Source organism: Sinorhizobium sp. P24N7, assembly GCF_042436655.1.
Classification (GTDB): domain Bacteria; phylum Pseudomonadota; class Alphaproteobacteria; order Rhizobiales; family Rhizobiaceae; genus Sinorhizobium; species Sinorhizobium meliloti_A.
This window is the reverse complement of the sequence record NZ_JBHMIW010000006.1, coordinates 1-21,201: the sequence shown is the minus strand read 5'-3', so window position 1 is coordinate 21,201 and position 21,201 is coordinate 1. Positions and strand designations below refer to the sequence as shown.

17 protein-coding genes are annotated in these 21,201 nt (G+C 64.7%); 8 read left to right on the top strand and 9 right to left on the bottom strand.

What is annotated here, in order from left to right:
• Window positions 1–14: 14 nt before the first annotated feature.
• The gene (gene hisB / locus ACFHWW_RS11625) at window positions 15–623 is read right to left on the bottom strand and encodes an imidazoleglycerol-phosphate dehydratase HisB (RefSeq protein WP_100672593.1); all 609 of its coding nucleotides are present in this window, start codon (window positions 621–623) and stop codon (window positions 15–17) included.
• A 322-nt stretch (window positions 624–945) separates the two neighbouring features.
• On the opposite strand from hisB, the gene hslV reads away from it, so the two are divergent.
• From hslV to ACFHWW_RS11590, 7 genes are all read left to right on the top strand, one after another.
• Window positions 946–1,503, top strand: a complete 558-nt coding sequence (gene hslV / locus ACFHWW_RS11620) for an ATP-dependent protease subunit HslV (protein WP_003531980.1) — start codon at window positions 946–948, stop codon at window positions 1,501–1,503.
• A complete protein-coding gene (locus tag ACFHWW_RS11615) occupies window positions 1,493–2,014 on the top strand; it encodes a GNAT family N-acetyltransferase (protein ID WP_275597072.1) in 522 nt (173 codons plus the stop codon). Before hslV ends, ACFHWW_RS11615 begins: the two co-directional genes overlap by 11 nt.
• Window positions 2,011–3,318 carry an ATP-dependent protease ATPase subunit HslU gene (hslU, locus tag ACFHWW_RS11610; protein WP_018098641.1) on the top strand — a complete coding sequence of 436 codons (1,308 nt, stop codon included), beginning with the start codon at window positions 2,011–2,013 and terminating at the stop codon, window positions 3,316–3,318. Before ACFHWW_RS11615 ends, hslU begins: the two co-directional genes overlap by 4 nt.
• Before the next feature lie 195 nt (window positions 3,319–3,513).
• Window positions 3,514–4,464 carry a DUF1402 family protein gene (locus ACFHWW_RS11605; RefSeq protein ID WP_379938291.1) on the top strand — a complete coding sequence of 317 codons (951 nt, stop codon included), beginning with the start codon at window positions 3,514–3,516 and terminating at the stop codon, window positions 4,462–4,464.
• Between the two features lie 159 nt (window positions 4,465–4,623).
• Window positions 4,624–6,024, top strand: a complete 1,401-nt coding sequence (locus tag ACFHWW_RS11600; RefSeq protein ID WP_379938289.1) for a cytochrome P450 — start codon at window positions 4,624–4,626, stop codon at window positions 6,022–6,024.
• Between the two features lie 129 nt (window positions 6,025–6,153).
• Window positions 6,154–8,160 carry a hydantoinase/oxoprolinase N-terminal domain-containing protein gene (locus tag ACFHWW_RS11595; RefSeq protein ID WP_379938287.1) on the top strand — a complete coding sequence of 669 codons (2,007 nt, stop codon included), beginning with the start codon at window positions 6,154–6,156 and terminating at the stop codon, window positions 8,158–8,160.
• A 159-nt stretch (window positions 8,161–8,319) separates the two neighbouring features.
• Window positions 8,320–10,491 carry a malate synthase G gene (locus ACFHWW_RS11590; RefSeq protein WP_379938285.1) on the top strand — a complete coding sequence of 724 codons (2,172 nt, stop codon included), beginning with the start codon at window positions 8,320–8,322 and terminating at the stop codon, window positions 10,489–10,491.
• Between the two features lie 506 nt (window positions 10,492–10,997).
• Here ACFHWW_RS11590 and ACFHWW_RS11585 read toward each other — a convergent pair.
• A complete protein-coding gene (locus tag ACFHWW_RS11585) occupies window positions 10,998–11,672 on the bottom strand; it encodes a L,D-transpeptidase (protein WP_018098635.1) in 675 nt (224 codons plus the stop codon).
• Window positions 11,673–11,897: 225 nt separating this feature from the next.
• Between ACFHWW_RS11585 and ACFHWW_RS11580 the strand changes: the two genes are divergently transcribed.
• The gene (locus tag ACFHWW_RS11580; RefSeq protein ID WP_100672586.1) at window positions 11,898–12,422 is read left to right on the top strand and encodes an MmcB family DNA repair protein; all 525 of its coding nucleotides are present in this window, start codon (window positions 11,898–11,900) and stop codon (window positions 12,420–12,422) included.
• Window positions 12,423–12,436: 14 nt separating this feature from the next.
• On the opposite strand, the gene actR is transcribed toward ACFHWW_RS11580, so the two are convergent.
• The 7 genes from actR to ACFHWW_RS11545 all read right to left on the bottom strand — a co-directional run.
• Window positions 12,437–13,021 carry a global response regulator transcription factor ActR gene (gene actR, locus ACFHWW_RS11575; RefSeq protein ID WP_003531971.1) on the bottom strand — a complete coding sequence of 195 codons (585 nt, stop codon included), beginning with the start codon at window positions 13,019–13,021 and terminating at the stop codon, window positions 12,437–12,439.
• A 176-nt stretch (window positions 13,022–13,197) separates the two neighbouring features.
• Window positions 13,198–14,499 (bottom strand): ActS/PrrB/RegB family redox-sensitive histidine kinase, encoded by a 1,302-nt coding sequence (locus ACFHWW_RS11570; protein ID WP_018098632.1) that lies wholly within the window; start codon window positions 14,497–14,499, stop codon window positions 13,198–13,200.
• 171 nt (window positions 14,500–14,670) lie between these two features.
• Window positions 14,671–17,133, bottom strand: a complete 2,463-nt coding sequence (gene hrpB, locus ACFHWW_RS11565) for an ATP-dependent helicase HrpB (RefSeq protein ID WP_379938282.1) — start codon at window positions 17,131–17,133, stop codon at window positions 14,671–14,673.
• Window positions 17,133–17,816, bottom strand: a complete 684-nt coding sequence (locus ACFHWW_RS11560; protein ID WP_379938280.1) for an ATP-binding cassette domain-containing protein — start codon at window positions 17,814–17,816, stop codon at window positions 17,133–17,135. Before ACFHWW_RS11560 ends, hrpB begins: the two co-directional genes overlap by 1 nt.
• Window positions 17,817–19,505, bottom strand: coding sequence for an ABC transporter permease (locus ACFHWW_RS11555; RefSeq protein WP_379938278.1), 1,689 nt, complete (start codon window positions 19,503–19,505; stop codon window positions 17,817–17,819).
• Window positions 19,489–20,715 carry an ABC transporter substrate-binding protein gene (locus ACFHWW_RS11550; protein ID WP_275597066.1) on the bottom strand — a complete coding sequence of 409 codons (1,227 nt, stop codon included), beginning with the start codon at window positions 20,713–20,715 and terminating at the stop codon, window positions 19,489–19,491. Before ACFHWW_RS11550 ends, ACFHWW_RS11555 begins: the two co-directional genes overlap by 17 nt.
• Before the next feature lie 163 nt (window positions 20,716–20,878).
• The coding region (locus ACFHWW_RS11545) for a hypothetical protein (RefSeq protein WP_379938276.1) at window positions 20,879–21,201 on the bottom strand (323 nt) is incomplete at its 5' end.

The following is a 21,201-nucleotide window of genomic DNA, read 5'->3' as shown; positions in this document are numbered from 1 at the left end:
AGATATTGGCCGGCTCAGGCGAGCGTCCCCTTGGTCGAGGGGACGCGTCCCGCCTGGCGCGGATCGATTTCGGTTGCCGTGCGGAGCACGCGGGCGACGGACTTGAAGCAGGTCTCGGCGACATGATGGTTGTTGGCGCCGTAGATGTTCTGCACATGCAGCGTGATCCCGGCATGCTGGGCGAGCGCCTGGAAGAATTCGCGCACGAGTTCGGTGTCGAAGCTGCCGATCTTCGGCGACGTGAAGGTCACGTTCCAGACGAGGAAGGGCCGGCCGGAGACGTCGACGGCGGCGCGCGTCATCGTCTCGTCCATGGCGAGGTCTATGGAGGCATAGCGGGTGATGCCGCGGCGATCGCCGAGCGCCTTGGCCAGCGCCTGTCCGATGGCGATGCCGGTGTCCTCGACGGTGTGGTGATCATCGACATGGAGGTCGCCCTCCGCCTTGATCTCCATGTCGATCAGCGAATGGCGCGAGAGCTGGTCCAGCATATGGTCGAAGAAACCGACGCCGGTCGCGATCTTCGATACGCCCGTTCCGTCGACATTGACCGAGACGGATATGGCGGTTTCATTCGTCTTTCGCGAAACTTGGCCGGTGCGGCTCGGCGTCACGTCTGCCATCAGGCTCTCCTGTCTGCACTCTCCGATGACTTTGGGCCAGCGGCCTATCGGAGCAACATCGTTTTCGGGCGTCGCGGAGAGGGGCGACAAAGCCCACCTTCGATCTTCGCATTCCGTCACAGAGCCGCTCCTTATCAGGGGAGGCATGAAATATCCAGAACTGCGACGGAGATTCGGTGCGCCGCGGCGACGTGAAAACGAAAGCCGCCTGGGCGCGCGTTCGCGCATTTGCAATCGCGCGGCTGCGACTTACATAGGCCTCAGGCAACCAGGCTCATCGCGAGCCGCATCCCCCCGGCTCGCCGGGCCCAAAGGTACTTTCATGAGCGAACACAATCCTTACGGAACGATGCATGCGACCACCATCATCACGGTGCGCAAGGGCGGCAAGGTGGTAATGGCGGGCGATGGCCAGGTGAGCCTCGGCCAGACGGTTATGAAGGGCAATGCCCGCAAGGTCCGCCGCCTGTCGAAGGGCGACGTGATTGCAGGCTTCGCCGGCGCGACGGCGGACGCCTTCACGCTTCTGGAACGGCTGGAGGCGAAGCTCGAGCAATATCCCGACCAGCTGATGCGCGCGGCCGTAGAGCTCGCCAAGGACTGGCGTACCAACAAGTACCTGCGCAATCTCGAGGCGATGATGCTGGTTGCCGACCGGACGGTGACGCTGGCGATCACCGGCAACGGCGACGTTCTCGAGCCCGAGCACGGGACGATCGCCATCGGTTCGGGCGGCAACTATGCCTTTGCCGCGGCGCGGGCGCTCATGGACAGCGACAAGTCGGCCGAGGAGATCGCCCGCCGCGCGCTGGAGATCGCCGGCGACATCTGCGTCTACACCAACCACAACGTCGTCGTGGAGACGCTGGATGCCGAATGAGCCGGCAGAGGTCAGCTTCGAGCCGGTCGCCGAGGGCCACCTGCCGATGCTCCTCGCCTGGCTTTCCGAGCCGCATGTCCGGCAGTGGTGGGGCGATCCCGATGTGGAACTCGGGCTGATACGGGACGGTTGCGCGAAGGGTGAGGTCGACGGTTTCGTCTTTCGTGTGAAGGGGGAGCCGGCCGGCTATATCCAGTCCTGGATCCCGTCGGAATATGACGAGGAGCCCTGGGCCAAGGACCTGTCGGGCGACACGCCCGGCGTCGACATCTTCATCGGCCCGCCCGAAATGACAGGCAAAGGCGTCGCCGCCATGGCGCTCAGAGCCTTTGCCGCAAGACTGTTCGAAAGCGGCGCCGCGCGCATCGTCATCGACCCCGACGCCGGCAACCGCCGCGCCGTCCGAGCCTATGCGAAGGCCGGTTTCGTACCTTTTGGCGAATGGATAGACGAGTCCGGTCGAACCCTCCTGATGGAGCTCGAGCGGACGGAATTTGAGAGGAATCGATGAGCAACTTTTCACCCAGGGAAATCGTGTCGGAGCTCGACCGCTACATCATCGGCCAGAAGGACGCGAAGCGCGCGGTTGCCATTGCGCTGCGCAACCGCTGGCGCCGCCAGCAGCTCGACGACGAGCTGCGCGACGAGGTCATGCCCAAGAATATCCTGATGATCGGTCCGACCGGCGTCGGCAAGACGGAGATTTCCCGTCGCCTCGCCAAGCTCGCCGGCGCGCCCTTCGTCAAGGTGGAGGCAACGAAGTTCACGGAAGTCGGCTATGTCGGCCGCGACGTGGAGCAGATCGTTCGCGATCTCGTCGAGGTCGGCATCAGCCTCGTGCGGGAGAAAAGGCGCGCCGAAGTGAAGGCGAAGGCTCATCAGAACGCCGAGGAGCGCGTTCTCGACGCGCTGGTCGGCACCACCGCCTCGCCGGCAACCCGCGATTCCTTCCGCAAGAAGCTGCGCGCCAACGAGCTCGACGACAAGGAGATCGAGGTCGATGTCGCCGAAACCGGCTCGCCCGGCGGCGCCTTCGAGATCCCGGGAATGCCGGGCGCCAATATCGGCGTCCTCAACCTTTCGGAAATGTTCGGCAAGGCACTCGGCGGCCGGACCAAGAAGATCAAGACGACAGTCAAGGACTCCTATGCGCTCCTGGTAAACGACGAGTCCGACAAGCTGCTCGACAACGAGCAGATCCAGCGTGAGGCGGTGGCGGCGGCGGAAAATGACGGCATCGTCTTCCTCGACGAGATCGACAAGATCGCCACCCGCGAGGGCGGCATCGGTGCCGGCGTGTCGCGCGAAGGCGTTCAGCGCGACCTGCTGCCGCTGGTCGAAGGCACGACGGTGGCGACGAAATACGGGCCGGTGAAGACCGATCACATCCTCTTCATAGCCTCCGGCGCGTTCCACGTCGCAAAACCGTCGGATCTGTTGCCGGAGCTGCAGGGGCGCCTGCCGATCCGCGTCGAGCTTAGGGCCCTCACCAAGGAGGATTTCCGCCGCATTCTGACCGAGACGGAGGCGAGCCTCATCCGCCAGTACAAGGCGCTGCTCGAGACCGAGGGCGTTGCCCTCGACTTCACCGAGGACGCGATCGACGCGCTGGCGGAGGTCGCGGTCCAGCTCAACGCCAATGTCGAGAACATCGGCGCGCGCCGCCTGCAAACCGTGATGGAGCGTGTGCTCGACGATGTCTCCTTCAACGCGCCTGATCGGGGGGGCCAGGGCGTGACGATCGATGCCGATTACGTTCGCCGGCATGTCGGGGATCTGGCGGCCAATACCGACCTGTCGCGCTACATCCTCTGACGCCCGGCCTCCGTCGAGGCCAGCCGATCACCGAATTGTGGGGCGCCTGTCACTCGACAGGCGCCTTCGTTTTCTCTAGATCGATCAGCAGCCGTTAAGAATTAAGGCATCATTCCGACATGATTCTGCCTTAGGGGCGCGCCGAAACCGGCGGGGTCCGCCGGCTTCTTGGAAGAGTCTACAGGAAAACTGATAGTGCGCCTCACCGCCTGCATGCTCGTGATCTTCATATTTTGCCTCGCCGCCGGTCCTTCGGCTGCGAGCGGGATACTCATCGTTCCGCAGGGCAATCGCCACGTCGAGCAGCCGGGCGTTCCGGGCGCCTCGGTACGCCGCACCAAAGCCGGCCGCACATCCTTCGACGCGAAATACGAGAAGGTGCGCGAGCTTCTTGCCACCGACCGCAAGCTCGTCGGCAAGATCAAGTCGGTCGCCGGCGCCTACGGCATCGCGCCCATTCACATGGTCGGGGCGATCGTCGGCGAACACACCTACAATGTCGACGCCTATGACCGGCTGCAATCCTATTACGTCAAGGCGGCCGCCTATGCGGGCGACAGCTTCCAGTTCGGCTATCAGGGCGAGTCCATCGCCGAATTCGTCGAGCGGCCCCAATTTGCCGAATGCGCCGGCAAGAAAGGCTCCTACGCGCTCTGGACCTGCCGCGAGCGGGTCTGGGACAGCCAGTTCCGCGGGCATACCGTGGCCGGCAAATCCTTCCCGAACAACCGCTTCAGCGCCGTCTTCTTCCAGCCGTTCTTCGCCGGGCAGACCTTCGGTCTCGGCCAGATCAATCCGCTGACCGCATTGATGCTGACGGATATGGTGTCGCGCGTTTCCGGTTATGAGCGCCTCGACGAAAACAATGCCGCGGGCGTCTATGAGGCGATCATGGACCCGGACGTGTCGCTTGCCTATATGGCCGCCTCCATCCGGCATTCGATCGATGCCTATCGCACGATTGCGGGCATGGATATCTCCGGGAATCCGGGCCTGACGGCAACGCTCTACAATGTCGGCAATCCGGATGCGCGTGCGGCCGCGCTCGCCGCAAAGAACCAGGGGGGCGAGGTCCGCTGGCCGGAGGAGAACTATTACGGCTGGCTCGTCAACGACAAACTGGCAGAGCTCGAAAGCCTTTTGTGATCCTTTATCGCCGGGCAGCGGATTCATCGCGATTCACGTGAAGCATTTTCTTGATTGCGCCGTAAAAAACTGGAACGGTACGCGACCAGAGCATTCCGCGATTCCGGACTGAGAACCGCTGCGCACTTGTCCTGGAATTGCTCTGGGAAAGGCATACACATGGATACGCGACCGGAGCCATTCGAGCCGCCCGCGCCCGTCCCGCGCACCGGCATCCCCTCGCGGCTCGAGATCATCCGCACGGTTCTGCGAAACCCGCTCGAGCTCTGGGGCGAGCCTTCCTACACGCTTCCCTGGATCGAGACGAAGTTCATCAATCAGCGGACGCTTATCGTCAACGATCCGGGCCTCATCCGCTATATCCTCGTCGAGAACGCCGCCAACTACGAAATGTCGAATGTCCGGCGGCTGATCCTGCGCCCGATCCTGCGCGACGGCCTCCTGACGGCGGAAGGCGAGGTCTGGAAACGGTCGCGCAAGGCGATGGCGCCGGTTTTCACGCCAAGGCACGCAAAAGGCTTTGCCGGCCAGATGCTTCGCGTTTGCGAGGCCTTCGTCGGCCGCTACGCGGGTGCTTCATCGGAACCCTTCGTCACCAATGTCGCCGTGGACATGACGGAACTCACCTTCGAGATCCTGGCCGAGACCCTCTTTTCCGGCGAGATCGCCGTCGAAAAGCAGGGCTTCGCCGCCAATGTCGAGGAATTGCTGCATCGAATGGGGCGCGTCGATCCGATGGACCTCCTGGTTGCGCCGAGCTGGGTTCCGCGACTGACCCGTATCGGCGGCCGGAAAGTGCTCGACCGTTTCCGCGGCGTCGTTTCCGAGACGATGTCTCTGCGCCGGCGACGGATGGCGGAAGCGCCCGGCGAGGTCCCGAACGACTTTCTGACCCTGCTTCTGCAGTTGGAAGGTCCGGATGGGCTTACGACCTCCGAGATCGAGGACAATATTCTCACCTTCATAGGTGCCGGCCACGAGACCACGGCACGGGCGCTCGCCTGGTGTTTCTATTGCGTCGCCAATACGCCCGCCTATCGCGAGACGATGGAACAGGAGATCGATTCGGTTCTTGCAAGCGGCGCCGATCCGGTCGACTGGCTCGGGCGCATGCCGCATGTGCTTGCCGCCTTCGAGGAGGCGTTGAGGCTTTATCCGCCGGCGCCATCCATCAACCGCGCCGCGATCGAGGAGGATGCGTGGACTTCCCCGGAAGGTGAGCGCGTGCCGATCCGCAGGGGAATATCGGTGCTGGTCATGCCCTGGACGCTCCACCGGCACGCGCTCTACTGGCAGAAACCCCGCGCCTTCATGCCGGAGCGCTTCCTTCCGGAAAACCGGGACAAGATCAACCGGTTCCAGTACCTGCCCTTCGGCGCTGGCCCGCGCATCTGCATCGGCGCGACCTTCGCGCTGCAGGAGGCGGTTATCGCGCTCGCCGTGCTCATGCACCGCTTCCGCTTCGACCTGACGGACGAGACGCATCCCTGGCCTGTGCAAAGGCTGACGACGCAGCCGAGGGGCGGCTTGCCGATGAAGGTGTCTGCCCGGGTGAAGTAGGGCCCAGGTTGGTGGGATACGCCCGCCGTCAGACACGGAAACGTCGTTGTCGCGCGATGGTTTTTTCCAAGAATATGTCCTATCACCGGACAGACCCTTCCGGACCCTCATCATTGGACTGAGCAGAAATTGACCCCGCATCTTCTCCTCGGCATCGACACCGGCGGCACCTACACCGACGCCGTCCTTTTCAGCGAAGCTACCGGCGTCGTCGCCAAGGCCAAGGCGCTGACGACCCGCCACGACCTGGCCGAGGGCGTTTCCGGCGCGGTGGAGGCGGTGCTCGCGAAGGCGAGAGTCCCGGTTTCGGCGATCAGCCTCGTGTCGCTCTCGACGACGCTTGCCACCAATGCGCTGGTCGAAGGCCAGGGCGGCCGTGCCGGTCTGATCATGATCGGTTTTGCTCCCGAAGACCTGAAGCGCGACGGCCTTCAGGAAGCGCTCGGATCCGATCCCGTTCTGTTCCTTCCCGGCGGCCACAACGTCCATGGAGGCGAGACGCCGCTCGACATGAGTGCGCTCGACGCGGCGCTGCCGGCACTCGGCTCTCAGGTGTCGTCCTTCGCCATCGCCGGTTATTTCGCCGTGCGCAACCCGGACCACGAGAAGCGCGTGCGCGATCGCATCCGCGAGGTCTCGCACCTGCCGGTCACCTGCAGCCATGAGCTTTCCTCCAAGCTCGGCGGCCCGCGCCGGGCGCTGACGACGCTTCTGAATGCGCGCCTCGTCTCGATGATCGACCGGCTGATCGGTTCGTGCGAAGACTTCCTCAAGGCCCGCGGCATCGACGTGCCGATGATGGTGGTGCGCGGCGACGGTGCGCTGATCTCGGCCGCCGAAGCGCGGCTGCGCCCGATCGAGACGATCCTTTCCGGGCCGGCCGCGAGCCTCGTCGGTGCTCGCTATCTGACCGGCCTGGACAACGCCGTCGTCTCCGATATCGGCGGCACGACGACAGACGTAGCCGTACTCGAAAAGGGCCGCCCGCGACTCGATGCGGAGGGCGCGGTCGTCGGAGGCTTTCGCACCATGGTCGAGGCGGTCGCCATGCGTACCTACGGCCTCGGCGGCGACTCCGAGGTGAAGATCAACGACCGCGGCCTCAAGGCCAAGCTCGATCTCGGGCCCCGCCGGTTCCTGCCCTTGAGCCTGGCCGCGGCCCTGCACGGCGACGCCGTCCTGTCGGTGCTCGAAAGGCAGTTGCGGGCGCCTCATGCCGGCCGGCATGATGGACGCCTGGCGGTCCGCACCGGCTTGCCCGACCACCTGGCGAGCGGGCTTCAGCCGCAGGAGCAGGCACTCTACGGCCGCATCGGCATGGTGCCGGTGGCGCTTGCGGACCTGCTCGTCAGCACGCCGCAGAAGGCAACGCTCGACCGGCTCGTGGCGCGCGGGCTGGTGCATATCTGCGGGCTCACCCCCTCGGACGCGATGCATGTTCTCGGACGGCAGGCGCAGTGGAACGGCGAGGCCGCACGCCTGGGCCTCGAGATCGCCGCCCGCACCAAGGACGGATCGGGACAGCCTATCGCCGCCTCCGTCGAAGCTCTCGCGCAGTTGATCGTCGACCGGCTGACGCGACAATCCTCTGAAGCCATCCTGCAAGCCTGTCTCAGCGAGGACGGCGCCGCCATCGACCCCGCCGCCTCACTTGCCGTCGACCGGGCGCTGAAACGGGAACCGGGCATCGTGCGCTTTTTGATCAGCCTCGACCGGCCGCTTGTCGGTCTCGGCGCCTCGGCGCCGGTCTATTACCCCGCCATCGCCGAAATGCTTTCCACCGACGCCGCGATCCCGGCGGAGGCAGATGTGGCAAACGCCGTCGGCGCGGTTGTCGGCCAGGTGCGGGCAACGATCACCGTCTTCGTGACGACGCCGGAAGAAGGCATTTTCATCGTCAACGGTGCGGGCGCGAGCGAACGCTTCGTCGATCAGCAGGAGGCTTTCGGCGTCGCCCGCCGGCGCGCCGAAATGATGGCCCTGGAGAGCGCCCGCGCCAACGGTGCAGAAGAACCCGCCGCGGTGCTTCGGGAAGAGATCGACGCGCCCGAGGTCGAAGGCAGCCGCAAGCTGATCGAGGCACGCTTCATCGCCTCGGCAAGCGGCCGGCCCCGTATCGCGCATCACGCGTCTTGACCTTTTCCATTCCGGAAACAATTCTTCGCATCCTTGCGGAATTGACAGGGAATGCTTTGATGAGAGAGTGTCCGCGCATGTGAGCGGGCCTAAAGCGCTTTTCCTTCCGGGCGCCGCTTCTATCTATGGCAATAGGAATACTGAATCAGGAGCTGTGGCATGGACCGCGTTGAGAAATATGGATTGCAGATCGATGCGGGGCTCCACCGCTTTCTGGTCGAAGAAGCGATGCCGGGCACCGGGGTCGAGGCGGAGCGGTTCTTTTCCGCCTTCTCGGATCTCGTTCACGATCTCGGACCGAAGAACCGGACCCTTCTCGTCAAGCGCGACGAGCTGCAGGCCAGGCTCGACGGCTGGTATCGCGAGCATGGTGCCCCGGTCGACATGGAAGCCTATGAAGCCTTCCTGCGGGAAATCGGCTACCTCCTGCCGGAAGGGCCCGATTTTTACGTCTCGACCGCAAATGTCGATTCCGAAATCGCGACGATCGCCGGGCCGCAGCTTGTCGTGCCGGTGATGAACGCGCGCTATGCGCTCAATGCCGCCAATGCCCGCTGGGGATCGCTCTACGACGCCCTTTACGGCACCGATGCGATAGCGGAGACCGACGGGGCCGAGCGCGGCAAGGGATACAATCCGAAGCGCGGTGCCGAGGTCATCGCCTGGGCGCGAGAATTTCTCGACGCGAGCGCTCCGCTGGCGGCCGGCCGCTGGAGCGATGCCGAATCGTTCTCGATCGAGGGAGCGACGCTGACCGTAACGCTTGCCGACGGCACGAAGAGCGCTCCGCGCAATTCCGTTCAGTTCGCCGGCTATGCTGGTGACCCCGCGGCGCCGTCCGAGATCGTTCTGCGTCGGAACGGCCTTCACGTCGTCATCGTCCTCGACGCAACGACACCCATCGGCAAGGCCGATGCAGCCGGCATATCCGACGTCGTCTTGGAATCGGCGATCACCACGATCATGGATTGCGAGGATTCGGTTGCGGCCGTCGACGCCGAGGACAAGGTGCTCGTCTACTGCAACTGGCTCGGGCTGATGAAAGGCAATCTCGAGGAGGAGGTGACCAAGGGCGGCAGGGCGTTCACCCGGAGGCTCAACCCCGACAGGGCCTATACGGCTGCGGACGGCGCGACTCTGACACTGCCGGGCCGGTCGCTGATGCTGGTGCGCAATGTCGGGCACCTGATGACCAACCCCGCGATCCTCGACCGGGACGGCGAAGAGGTGCCGGAAGGCCTGATGGATGCCATGGTGACGGCGCTGATCGCACTCCACGACATCGGCCGGAACGGCCGGCGGGCGAATTCCCGCAGCGGCTCCATGTATGTGGTCAAGCCGAAAATGCACGGGCCGGAGGAAGTCGCCTTCGCCTGCGAGATTTTCGCCCGCGTAGAGGCGGCGCTCGGGCTTCCGGCCAACACGATGAAGATGGGAATCATGGACGAGGAGCGGCGGACGACCGTCAACCTCAAGGAATGCATCCGCGCCGCCCGCGAACGGGTCGTCTTCATCAATACCGGCTTCCTGGACCGCACCGGCGACGAGATCCACACCTCGATGGAAGCCGGCCCGATGATCCGCAAGGGCGACATGAAGCAGGCGCCATGGATATCGGCCTATGAGAACTGGAACGTCGATGTCGGTCTAGCGTGCGGGCTTTCCGGCCACGCCCAGATCGGCAAGGGCATGTGGGCGATGCCGGACCTGATGGCGGCGATGCTGGAGCAGAAGATCGCTCATCCGAAGGCGGGCGCGAACACGGCCTGGGTACCGTCGCCGACGGCCGCGACTCTGCACGCCACCCACTATCACCGCGTCAACGTCGCCGAAGTCCAGGCGGGCCTGAAGAGCCGCGCCCGCGCGAAGCTCGCCGATATCCTCTCCGTGCCGGTCGCCCCACGGCCGAACTGGACCGAGGAAGAAATCCAGCGCGAACTCGACAACAATGCGCAGGGCATTCTTGGCTATGTCGTGCGCTGGGTCGACCAGGGCGTCGGCTGCTCCAAGGTGCCCGACATCAACAATGTCGGCCTGATGGAGGACCGCGCGACACTGCGCATCTCGGCGCAGCATATGGCGAACTGGCTGCATCACGGCATCGTCAGCGAAGCGCAGATCGTGGAGACCATGAAGCGCATGGCGGCGATCGTCGACGGGCAGAACGCCGGCGATCCGAATTACCAGCCCATGGCCGGGCGCTTCGACGAATCGATCGCCTTTCAGGCGGCGCTCGATCTCGTGCTCAAGGGCCGCGAGCAGCCGAACGGCTATACCGAGCCGGTCCTGCATCGCCGCCGGCTGGAGCTGAAGGCGAAGCAGCGGGCCTGAGGCCCGTTGCGATTTTAATGGCGTCGAAGCTCTGGTCGGATTTGTCGGCACGCACGGATTTGTCGGCACGCACGGTGATGGGCGTGAATTCCTCGCGTATCGACCGTGCGCCACTGCATGTTTCCTTTGATCGTGGCCGATCAATGGACAAAAACATCCAGCAGCTCAAAGGGTTACAGCGACCTTGGCGCGCCTCACAAGACGCGCGGCGCTGTAGGAACTTATCGGAGGACTGCATCTCTCCTCCCCTCATCCCCTGTGCTCGTCACAGGGATGAGAGCAGCGCCGCGTCTGCGGCGCGGGAAGCGTTCTTTCAGCCCAAGGACTTGGTCTGGCTGGATTCCTGTGACGAGCACAGGAGTGAGGGGATCAAGGCGCGCCGTGCGTCCAAAGGGACGCACAAAGAACGCGCCAGCTTCTCGAATCGAGCGCAATCACGCCGCGACGCCAAAAAGAAAGGGCCACCCGGCGCCACCGGATGGCCCTTTTTCGATGTGTTGCAGCCGTTACTGCTGCACGACGACGCGTGCGTTGCGGCCGGGGCGGACCCGCGAATAGAGATCGATGATGTCCTGGTTCATCAGGCGGATGCAGCCGGATGAGGCGGCGGTGCCGATCGACGACCATTCCGGCGTGCCGTGCAGGCGGAACAGCGTGTCCCGGCCTTCCTTGTTGAAGAGATAGAGAGCGCGGGCACCGAGTGGATTGCTGATGCCCGGGCCCATGCCGGCCTCTACATATCTGGCGACTTCCGGCTTGCGCTCGGCCATTTCCTTCGGCGGGTGCCAGGTCGGCCATTCCTGCTTCCAGGCGACATAGGCCTCGCCTTCCCACGCGAAACCCTGCTTGCCGACGCCGATCCCGTAACGTACGGCCTTGCCGCCGGGCAGCACGTAATAGAGGAAGCGGCTCGGCGTGTTGACGACGATCGTTCCCGGGCGTTCCTTCGTCGGGTAATCGACGATCTGCCGATGGAAACGCTGGTCTACGCGGTTGATCGGAACGCCCGGCACCGCATATCCGTGGTCCTCAACAGGGCCATAATTGCTGGAGAAGATCTGGTTCGTCGCCACTTTTTCGCCCTCGGGAGAGGAGCCGGCCGTGGTCGTGGTCTGTGAGCAGCCGGCGAGGGCAACGGTGGCCGCCAGGCTGCACAGAAGGAGAGCGTTGCGGAAGCGCATGATGGTCTCGTAAAAGAGGTCAGGAAAATACGGGGGAGGGTGTCCGGCCGTCAGCGGCAACAGCTTATTTTCTATTGCACCGCAGTGCGCAAGGGACCGGCCCCCCGCAATGTGGCCGAAAGGTGTAAATTCCGTGACGATTGCTTTTTTGCAACAAACCATCCTGCAGCGCCGCGCGTCTCGTCAGACGCGCAAAGGTCGCCGTAGCACTTTCCGAGGGCGGCAATGACGATCTTGTCTATCCATGGCGATAATCCGCTCGCAGACGGACGCCAGTCAGAGCGGGCGATGAAGGTGCGGCGCGGCGTTCAGCGGCTGCTGATGGAACTGCGCCACGCGGCTCTGCCCGAACTGACGCTTGCAAGCGGGAGGCGGGCCGATCTCATCTCGCTCTCGCCCAAGGGTGAAATCTGGATCATCGAGATCAAGACCTCGATCGAGGACTTCCGCGTCGATCGCAAGTGGCCGGAATACCGGCTCCACTGCGACCGCCTGTTCTTCGCAACGCATGCGCAGGTTCCCCTCGACATCTTTCCGGAAGAATGCGGGCTGATGCTTTCCGACGGCTACGGCGCGCATATGCTGCGCGACGCTCCGGAACACCGCCTGCCGCCGAGCACGCGAAAATCGGTGACGCAGGCCTTCGCGCGCACGGCGGCGCAGCGCCTGACGCTCGCAGAATGGGCAGCCGAGCGAAACGGCGAGCTCGGCCAGTCGATCAGCGACATCGTCAGCGGCGAGCGGGATTAAAAAGGCGGCGCGAGTTACTTCGGCGCCCGTTTCGCCAGAATGCGCTGCAGGGTCCGTCGGTGCATGTTGAGCCGGCGCGCCGTTTCGGAAACATTGCGCTCGCACATTTCATAGACGCGCTGAATATGCTCCCATCGCACGCGATCGGCCGACATCGGGTTTTCCGGAGGCTCCACCCGCTCGCCCGGGCGCTGAATCAGCGCCGCGAGAATGTCGTCGGCGTCTGCGGGCTTGGCCAGATAGTCGAGAGCTCCGAGCTTCACGGCGTTGACCGCCGTCGCGATGTTTCCGTAGCCCGTCAGAACGATCATGCGCGTGTCGTCGCGGCGCCCGCGGATCGCCTCGATCACGTCGAGACCGCTGCCGTCGCTCAGGCGGAGATCGATGACTGCATGTTTCGGCGGGCGGGTCTTCGCCTTGGCTATGCCTTCGGCGACCGATTCGGCGATCTCGACCGCGAAGCCGCGCGCTTCCATTGCGCGGGCGAGGCGCCGCAGAAAGGCCGTGTCGTCATCGACGATCAGAAGGCTCTTGTCAGGCCCGATCAGGTCCGCATCGGCGGCGTGAGTGTTTGGCGCAGGCATCGACTTTTCGATCATTTCTCAAATCCCTACAGCGCCATGCGTCTCACCGGGCGCGCAAGGGCCGCTGTAACCCTTCAAGTGCTGCATGTTCTATTCTTTCACCGGACAGGATCAAAGGAAACATGCGGTAGGTGGTTTTGCCGGCAATCATGTGGGTTTCCCCGCACCTGTCTTCAATAAACCGCCAAAAGTCATTTCGCCAGTTTCGTGTCCATCAGCACGCGCGGCCATTCGACGCTGACCCGGGCGCCCGGGTGTTTCGAGCCGCCGTTCTCGAAGCGCAGCCGGGCACCGGAACGCTCGAGCAGCGTCTTGGCGATGAAGAGACCGAGGCCGAGCCCGCCGGCACTGTCGTCCTTCTGCCGCCGCGTCACATAGGGTTCGCCGATCCGCGCCAGGATGTCCGGCGAAAAACCGTCGCCGTCGTCTTCGATCGTCACCCGCACGCGCTCGGCCGTGTGCTCCGTCGTGACGGTCACCTTCTTGCGCGCATAGTCGACCGCGTTCTCCAGCAGATTGCCCAGGCCGTAGAGAATGCCGGCATTGCGGATGCCGACCGGCTCCGAGGCGCGATCGCCCTGCTCCTTCAGCTCGATTTCTATGCCGAATTCGCGATGCGGCGCCATCACCTCCTCGATCAGCGATGAGAGCGGCAGAAGCCGCATATGTTCCTCGCTTTCGGACGAAAGGGTGGTCAGCCGCCTCAGAATGTCGCGGCAGCGTTCGCTCTGGCTGCGCAGAAGATGGACGTCCTCGCCGAAACGCGGATCGTCGCCAAGCTCCCGTTCCATCTCCTTGGCGACGACGCTGATCGTCGCGAGCGGCGTTCCGAGTTCGTGGGCGGCGGCGGCCGCGAGACCGTCGAGCTGCGACAGGTGCTTCTCCCGCTGGAGGACGAGCTCGGTCGCCGTCAGCGCTTCGGAAAGCTCGCTTGCCTCGAGCGAGACGCGATAGGTGTAGAAGGCGGCGAAGGCCGTCATCGAGACGATCGCGAACCAGATGCCCGCCGTCAGCACGCGCGGCATCAGCAGAACGGTGCCCGGATACCAGGGCAGCGGGAAGGGCGAGAAGGCAAGGGCGGTGACGCCCAGGACGGCGAGGCCGGCCAGCACGATGCTCTGCGGCTTCGGCTGCGAGGCCGACGAGATGATGACCGGCACGCAGAGAAGCGGCGCGAAGGGATTGGCAAGGCCACCGGTGATGAAGAGCAACGCAGTCAGTTGCGCAAGGTCGAGACCGAGCAGGGAGAAGGCGGCCGGCGGCGTCAACCGCTGCGTCGGCGGAAAGCGGAGCGTGAGAAAGACGTTGAGAAGCGCCAGGCAGGCGATCAATACGGAGCAGGGAACGATCGGCAGCGGGAACTGCAGCCACAGCGCCGTGACGACGACGGCGAGCGATTGTCCGCCCACCGCCAGCCAGCGCAGCCGGATGAGCGTCTGCAACCTCAGACTGCGATTGCTGTTCTGATCGTTATAGAGTGTCGCAGCTGCCATGCGTTTCCGTTTCGCGATGCGGGTCGCATGCGCGACCGGGCGTCAATTCATCTTACCGGACTTTATTCCGAACCGGGCAAATAGGAAACGGCGGCGGACCTCGGTGCGCCGTAGAGCCGCATCCGGCCACGTTGGACGGATCGGAAAACGAGCACACTTTTCCCTCCCGTTCTAAGTCCCGCGCGGTTTCGCGCGCGTCGTCGGCATCGCATTGGCGGGATCCTCCGGCCAGGGATGTTTCGGATAGCGGCCGCGCATCTCGGCTCTGACGTCCTTCCACGAACCGGCCCAGAAGCCGGGCAGGTCCCGGGTCGTCTGGATCGGGCGGTGGCCGGGGGAAATCAGCTCGAGAAGCAGCGGCAGCCGACCGTCGCCGATCGCGGGATGCGCTTTCAGGCCGAAGAGCTCCTGAACGCGGATCGACAGGAGCGGTTCGTCGCCGTCGTAATGGATCGGATGACGCTGGCCTGTCGGCGCTTCGAAATGCGTAGGGGCCAGCCGGGCGAGGTCGCGCTGAAGGCCGTATGGAACGAGCGAGATGAGGCCTTCGGCGAGATCGCGGCCCTTGATCCCGTCAATGCCGCCGGCGTCTCCCTGGAACGGAACGAACCACGCGTCGAGACGGGAGATCAGCGCCGCGTCCGACATGTCCGGCCAGGGCTCGCCGATGGAGCGGTGCAGGAAGCCGATACGGTCGCGCAGTTGCTCCACGTCCTTCGGGAAGGGGACAGCGGCGAGCCCCAGCTGCCGGATACCGTCCGCGAGTGCCCGCGCCGCCGCCTGGCCGCTGGGGCGAGGGAGGGGTTTCTCCTCGAAGATGATCGCCCCGAGCCGTGTCACCCGGCGCGCACGCACCTGCCGGCTGGCCCGATCGAAGAAGCTTTGCTCCTCAGTGACGATGGCGTCCGGCATGTGCCCTTCGACATCGCCTCTCGTTATTTCCGCTGCAGCAAGCACCCGTTGCGCCCCGGCTCTGCCGGTAAGATCGGCAATGACGAGCATTCCGGCCGCAGCAAGCCGTTCGGTCTCGGGGATCTCGGCGCCGCGTCCGTTCGCCATGACGAAGCGGCCGCGCCCGCCGCGCTGCAGCGCGATGCGGTCGGGAAAGGCGTGCATCAGCAGGGCTCCAGGCAGAACGGGCTCCAGACCCGCCTTGTTCGATGCGCCGAGTTCGCCGGCCATTCGCCGCGCCAGACCGCGGGCGGCCTCGGCCCGGTCGCTGCGCTCGCTCCGAAACCGGCGCAGCCGCTGCTCGATATCGATGCTGTTGCCGCCGAGGCCCTGCTCGGTGAGCATCACCGCGAGAAGGCAGGCCTCCTGCGCCCGCCCTTCCTCGGCGGCTGCGACCGACATTGCCGCAAGCCGCACCGGCAGCGCCAGATCGCGGATCCTGCGGCCCCTCGGCGTCAGCGCGCCGCGGCTGTCGATCGCGCCGAGTTCGACTAGCAGGCCCCGCGCCTCGCGCAGGGCCGTCTCCGGCGGCGGATCGAGGAATTTCAGCGTCGACGGGTCGGCCACACCCCAATGGGCAAGATCGAGGAGCAGTCCGGAGAGATCGCTGGCAAGGATCTGCGGCGGCGTGAAGGCGGCGAGCGCCGCCGTCTGGCCGGGATGCCACAGGCGAATCGCGATACCCGGCTCGGTCCTTCCGGCGCGCCCGGCGCGCTGATCGGCCGAGGCTCTTGAAACGCGCACGGTTTCGAGCCGCGTGATGCCGGTCGAGGCCTCGAAGACCGGCAGCCGCTGCAGGCCGCTGTCGACGACGATCCTGACGCCGTCGATGGTGATCGAGGTTTCGGCGATCGAGGTCGCCAGCACGATCTTGCGCGTGCCCTTCGGTGCCGGGCGGATCGCCGCATCCTGTTCCTTCTGGCTCAGATTGCCGAAGAGCGGCACGATTGCGGTCGCCTCCCCGAGGCGATCGGCGAGCCGCGCGACCGTGCGGGCGATTTCCGCCTGCCCGGGCAGGAAGGCAAGGATGGAACCTTCCTCGGAACGATGCGCCTCTGCAATCGTGCGGACCATCGCGTCCTCGACGCTTTCACCGGCCGCTCTGTTTTCGTAGCGTATGTCGATAGGGAAGCTCCGGCCCTCGCTTTTCAGGACCGGCGCATCGCCGACGAGCCCGGCGATGCGTTCGACGTCGAGCGTCGCCGACATGACGACGATCCTGAGGTCCTCGCGCAGCGCCGATTGCACGTCGAGCGCCAGCGCCAACCCGAAATCGGCATCCAGCGAACGCTCGTGGAACTCGTCGAAAAGGACAGCCGAAACGCCGGACAATTCGGGATCGTCGAGGATCATCCGGCTAAAGACGCCCTCCGTTACAACTTCGATCCGGGTTTTGCCCGATACGCGGTTGTCGAGCCGCATCCGGTAGCCGACGGTTTCGCCGACCTTCTCCCCCAGAAGTTCGGCCATGCGTCCGGCCGCGGCCCGCGCTGCGAGCCGCCGCGGTTCGAGCAGAATGATCTTGCCGTCGCCGCGCCAGGGCTGGTCGAGCAGAAAAAGCGGCACCAGCGTCGTCTTGCCGGCGCCGGGAGGAGCCGACAGCACGACCGATCCCGACGAAGCGAGCGCGTCGCCAAGGCCGGGCAGGATCTCGCGGACAGGCAGGGCAGGAAGCGCGCGCATCATGCCTGCTCCTCCATTCCGATTTCGATCACGCGGCCGCCGGCGGCCTCCGCGTCGGCACTGTCGTGGGTCACCAGGATGGTGGGCAGCCCGGCCGCCCTCGCCTTGGAAAAGACAAGCTCACGCGTCTGCTGCCTGAGCGCCGCGTCGAGATTGGAGAAAGGTTCGTCGAGAAGCAGGAATCGTGGCGCGGAAACGAGTACCCTTTGCAGCGCCACGCGTGCCTTCTGGCCGCCGGAGAGCGTGTCCGGGTCGCGGTCGAAGAAGCCGGTAAGGCCCACCTCGTCGAGGGCTGCATCGGCCAGCCGGCGGCGTGCGGCTCGTCCTTTGACAGCCGGCGCTATGGCGAAGACGATGTTGCCGCCGACCGATAGATGGGGAAAGAGCAGCGGATCCTGAAACAGGATGCCCGCGTGGCGCCGGTTGGCGGGAACCGCTGTCAGGTCCTTGCCGTCGATCAGGATGCGGCCACTCACATCGAATGCCGCATCGAGAAAGCCTCCCGCAAAGGCGAGCAGGGTCGACTTGCCGGAGCCGGACGGCCCCATGATCGTCAGCACCTCGCCCGGCGCGACCGACGCCGATACGGCGAGCAGGGCCCGGCCGCCCAGACCGATCGTCACCTCCGAGAGCGTCAGGCATCCTGTCTTGATCGGGGATTTTGACCCGGCGTTTTCCTGCATTCACGTCCTCATTGCCCGCCGGTTGCGGAATAGCAACTGCGGGCCGAGCGACGCAACGAGAAATGCGAGGAAGGGCAGGAGCCCCTGAACGAGGGCGTAGATGCCGATGACCCGCCGGTCGCCGCCCGACGAGAGTGCGACGGCCTCGGTCGTGATCGTCGTCAGCCGCCCGGACCCGATGAGGAGCGTCGGCAGATAGAGGCTGACCGACACGGCGAAACCGACCGCGAGCGCGGTGAGGCAGGCACGAAAGAGCAATGGCAGCCGGACCGTGAACAGGATTTCCAACGCCGGCTTGCCGAAGCCGGCGGCGATTTTTTCGAAGCGCGGGTCGACCGCGCGCCAGGGGGCCGACAGTGACAGAAGCACGTAAGGGAGCACGAAAACGAAATGGACCGCCAGCACGCTCGCAAAGCCGGGAGTGAGCCCCGCCGAGAGCATCAGGACCTGCAGCCCGAAAACGAAGCTGATCTCCGGGACGAGCAAGGGGAGGTAAAGCAGCCGGTAGCCGGCTGCATTCTTCCGTCCGCCGGCGATGCCGTTGCGGTAGAGCAGGAGGATGGTAAATATGAGCGCCAGCGATGACGCCGAAAGAGCGAGCGCGACCGTGGTGCCGAGCGGGGCACAGAGTTGAGGCAATGTGCGCATCCAGGTATTGGGCGTGAGACTTCCGGGCAACGCGTCGGGAAAGGGCCAGAGGCCTGCAACCGACCAGATCGAAAGCACGCTGAGCCCCGCGAAAATGGTGACCGTACAGGTGCTCATGGCGAGGGCGCCCGCAGCGCGAAGCGCGCCGTCCCGCGCAAAGCGCCGTCCGGAAAAGGTCAGGCGCGCGAGAACGGCTTTCCCGACCCGTTCGAGCACGATCCAGCTCGCCATTGCGGCAACGACGATGCCAAGCTGCAGGAAAGCGCCCGCCGATGCGAGAAATCGCGCACCGAGGTCGTCGTCTCCGGCCCATTGGGTTACTCGCACCGGCAATGTCGGCGGCAGCTTCGGCCCGAGGATCATGGCGACGTCGACCACGGATACCGAATAGACGAGCACTGCGAAGACCGGCAGACGGATCTGGCGGTAGAGGGCGGGCCAAAGACAGATGGCGAAGCCGGCGACCCGCCCGTAGCCGAGCGCCGCCGCAAGGCGCGATGCCCTCGTGACGGCAAGCTGCGGCAGGGCGGCAAGCGTCACCAGGAAGAGAAACGGCACCTCCTTGGCGATGAGCCCGGCAATCATCGTCAGCGCGAAAGGGTCGTTGGGAAGAAGCCAGTCCGGGGGCCGCGTGAAGCCCGTCACCTCCGGCGAGATCAGCCGGAGCAGGAAGCCCGACGGGGCGACGAGGAAAGCCAGCGCAAAGGCGGCGGCGGCATGTGGGACGGCAAGCAGGGGAGAGACGAGATGCTGGATGCGGGCGAAAAGCGGCGTGCCGGCAAAGCCCGCGACGAATGTACCGACGACCGCTGTTGCTGCGACCGTCGTCAGCAATCCCGCAGCGAGGCCGGTCAGGACCGAGCGGAGAATGTGCGGCTGGCCGGCGAGTTCGGCGAAATGAGCAAGCGTGACGCGAAAGCCGCCGAGCGCCGGCAGGTAGCCGAAGGCCGGCAGGATCGTTCCTGCAAGCCCTGCAAGGATGGGAAGCCCCAGAACGAAGGCAAGGAGGGCGTTTCCGCCGAGCCTAGTTGGCTGCGCCATAACGCCGGATCCATTCGGTTTCGATCCGTGTCATCCAGTCCGGGTGCGGTTCGTCGAGCGCGGGACCGAGTTCGTCGGGATGGAGCGTTGCAATGCCGAGGTCCAGGCGCTCGAAAGCGGACCGGTCGGCTTCCGGAAGTTTTGCAGGAGAAAGCACAGTCGGATCGCCCCAGATATTCGGGTCCTGCTTGCGAAGCTGCGCCTCGGGCGAGAGGAGGAAATCGGCAAGCAGAAGCGCGCCGGCCTTTGCCGTTGCGTTGTAGGGAATGGCGACGAAATGCGTATTGCCGAGCGTGCCGCCGGAAAAGACGAAGGAGCGGATCGTCTCCGGCAGTTCGCCATTGGCGATCGCGGAGGAGGCTTCAGCGGGGTTGAAGGCGAAGATGATGTCGAGTTCGCCGTCGGCGAGCTTCTGCTTCATGTCCGCATAGTTCTGAGGATAGGCCTTGCCTTTTCGCCATAGCAGCGGCGTCAGCTTGTCGAGATAGGCAAACAGGGGCGCAGCATCGGTCGCGAACGTCTTTTCGTCGACGGGTTTCTGCAGCTTGGCCCTGTCGTCTACGAGCTCGATCAGCACCTGCTTCAGGAAGGAAGAGCCGGTGAAGTCCGGCGGCTGCGGGTAGGAGAAGCGCCCGGGATTGGCCGCGGCCCATTCCAGGAGATCCGCTGCGGAATCCGGCAGCTCGCTCGCCTTCATGCGCGCCGAGTCGTAGAAGAACACGAGCTTGGCACCGCCCCAGGGACTCTCCAGTCCATCGGTGGGGATGGTGAAATCGGTGAGCACCGTCGGTGTGTTTTCGTGGTCGACATAGCGCCAGTTCGGCAGTTTCGTCGCCCAGCCGGGCGCGTAAAGCAGCCCTTCGCGTTTCATCGCGGCGAAGTTCTCGCCGTTGATCCATACGAGATCGACCGATCCGCCCTCGTCCTTTCCTGCGGATTTTTCGGCGAGCACGGTCGCGGTCGCCTTAGCGGTGTCGTCGAGTTTCACATGGGCGACGGTGACGCCGTAGCGCGCTTTCATTTCGTCGCCGGCCCATCTGATATAGGCATTGACGTTCTCGGAGCCGCCCCAGGCGTTGAAATAGACCGTCTGGCCCCTGGCCTCCGCGACGACCGCTTCCCAGTTTCCCGCGTCCGTGGCGGACGCCTTGCCGGCGAGGCCGAGCGCCAGCAGCGCTGCGGCGATGATCTTCCCTGCTCGCCTGATCATGACGCTCCTCTACCCCGGTCCATGCCGTTGCCGCCGAGGGTAAGACAAGGGCGGTCTGCGTCAATGCACGCGGCGGCCCTCGACCGTCACGTTTCGGTGAGACGTGCTCGGGTCGCCTCTTTTCGCGGAAGCGGCAACGGGCTTCGAGAGCCACGAATTCTCGTCAAGCACGGCCCTTGAAAGGCGGAACTGCGTTAACCATATAGCTTGCATCCCCAGAAGCGCCGAAAGCCCGCAAAGCGGACCCGTATTGGTAGAAGCGTCGGACCACTTTTCGCGCGTCATGGAAAACCACCTTTAAAAACAGCGACTTACGATTTTCTGCTGATTTTTTGAAAATCGTTGTTGACGTGTCGGAAGGTGGGGGTCTATAAGCCCGATCACTGACGAGGGCGGCGGCGCTGCTGGCGACGATGTCCTTCGCTCTAGGGTTTCCAAGATTGGCGGATGCTGATTGGCGGGACTGGGCCTTGAAGGTTTTGGTCT

Excerpts from the sequence above, each read along its gene's own strand:
- actR (WP_003531971.1), bottom strand. The coding sequence starts at position 13,021 with ATGATCGAAAAGTCGATGCCTGCGCCAAACACTCACGCCGCCGATGCG.
- ACFHWW_RS11615 (WP_275597072.1), top strand. The coding sequence starts at position 1,493 with ATGCCGAATGAGCCGGCAGAGGTCAGCTTCGAGCCGGTCGCCGAGGGC.
- ACFHWW_RS11590 (WP_379938285.1), top strand. The coding sequence starts at position 8,320 with ATGGACCGCGTTGAGAAATATGGATTGCAGATCGATGCGGGGCTCCAC.
- hisB (WP_100672593.1), bottom strand. The coding sequence starts at position 623 with ATGGCAGACGTGACGCCGAGCCGCACCGGCCAAGTTTCGCGAAAGACG.
- ACFHWW_RS11555 (WP_379938278.1), bottom strand. The coding sequence starts at position 19,505 with ATGGCGCAGCCAACTAGGCTCGGCGGAAACGCCCTCCTTGCCTTCGTT.
- ACFHWW_RS11585 (WP_018098635.1), bottom strand. The coding sequence starts at position 11,672 with ATGCGCTTCCGCAACGCTCTCCTTCTGTGCAGCCTGGCGGCCACCGTT.
- ACFHWW_RS11560 (WP_379938280.1), bottom strand. The coding sequence starts at position 17,816 with ATGCAGGAAAACGCCGGGTCAAAATCCCCGATCAAGACAGGATGCCTG.
- hrpB (WP_379938282.1), bottom strand. The coding sequence starts at position 17,133 with ATGCGCGCGCTTCCTGCCCTGCCTGTCCGCGAGATCCTGCCCGGCCTT.
- ACFHWW_RS11570 (WP_018098632.1), bottom strand. The coding sequence starts at position 14,499 with ATGGCAGCTGCGACACTCTATAACGATCAGAACAGCAATCGCAGTCTG.
- hslU (WP_018098641.1), top strand. The coding sequence starts at position 2,011 with ATGAGCAACTTTTCACCCAGGGAAATCGTGTCGGAGCTCGACCGCTAC.
- hslV (WP_003531980.1), top strand. The coding sequence starts at position 946 with ATGAGCGAACACAATCCTTACGGAACGATGCATGCGACCACCATCATC.
- ACFHWW_RS11550 (WP_275597066.1), bottom strand. The coding sequence starts at position 20,715 with ATGATCAGGCGAGCAGGGAAGATCATCGCCGCAGCGCTGCTGGCGCTC.
- ACFHWW_RS11600 (WP_379938289.1), top strand. The coding sequence starts at position 4,624 with ATGGATACGCGACCGGAGCCATTCGAGCCGCCCGCGCCCGTCCCGCGC.
- ACFHWW_RS11580 (WP_100672586.1), top strand. The coding sequence starts at position 11,898 with ATGACGATCTTGTCTATCCATGGCGATAATCCGCTCGCAGACGGACGC.